This window comes from Aeromicrobium sp. PFPM2_SD2, from assembly GCF_057364525.1.
In genome coordinates this window covers 1-1,004 of sequence record NZ_JBNFNZ010000642.1, presented here as the reverse complement: position 1 = coordinate 1,004, position 1,004 = coordinate 1, and the positions used below count along the sequence as shown (strand labels likewise).

General features: G+C 75.5%; 1 protein-coding gene. It reads right to left on the bottom strand.

What is annotated here, in order from left to right:
* Positions 1 to 206: 206 nt before the first annotated feature.
* On the bottom strand, positions 207 to 1,004 hold a 798-nt coding region (locus tag AC2W7G_RS17115; protein ID WP_485869500.1), incomplete at its 5' end, for a THUMP-like domain-containing protein.

Here is a 1,004-nt window from a genome sequence, read left to right as displayed (position 1 = left end):
GCCCAGCCCGACCGCCCCCGCCGTCCGGGGCGGCGAACCGGCGCGGAGCGCTCCACCGACGGGACGGTCATGCCCCTCACCCTGCCGCGCCTCCGGCGAGATGTGTGAGGAAATCGACCACGACCGGCCCGTGGATGGTGCCTTTCTCCCCACATCTCGGGGGAGCCGGGCTCGGGTGAGGGAAGGGTCTGGGGTGAGGGGCCGGGTCAGAGGCGCTCGACGAGCAGGGCGGTGCCCTCGCCGTCGACGCGGGTCATGACGACCGTCGCCGTCGCGCGTCCCTTCAGCCGCAGGCGCTTGACCAGCTGCTCGGGGACGACGTCGACGCCGCGCTTCTTCACCGTGAGCGTGCCGACGTCCAGCGCCTGCAGCGCCGCCTTGAGCGGCTTCTCGCGGAACGGCAGCTCCTGCACGACCCGGAAGCTCGCGGCCAGGGGAGTGGTGGCCTCCTCGTCGGTGCTCACGTACGCGATGTGCGGGTCGACGAGGCGTCCGCCGAGGTCGGCGGCCAGCTCGGCGACGAGACCGGCGCGGATGACCGCGTCGTCGGGCTCGTGCAGGAAGCCGCCGACGGCGCCGACGACCGGCGCCTCGCCACGGGACGTCAGCGACGCCTCGTCGGGCAGGACGCTCGCGCGCCGCTCGGCCCGGGCGAGCGGGACGCCCCAGAGGCAGGCCTCGACCAGCGACCCGCCGTCGCTGACCCACTCGGCCTCGACGCCGTCGGGGACGAGGTCGTGGGCGATGCCCGGCATCGTCTTCACGACGGCGAGCCCGCGCAGCCGCTCGGTCACCACGTCCCACGACGGGGTCATGCGCTCGGGGTCGAAGACGCGTCCGCGGCCGTCGCGCCGCGCCGGGTCCAGGAACACCGCCTCGTCCTCGGGGACGGCGACGGTGGTGGCGTCGGCGACGTCGACGGTGCCGTCGAGCCCCGAGCCGCCGCGATGGTTCCGGCCCGGCGATCGCGGCCCGCACCGGGTCGAGCTCGACGCCGCGGACGC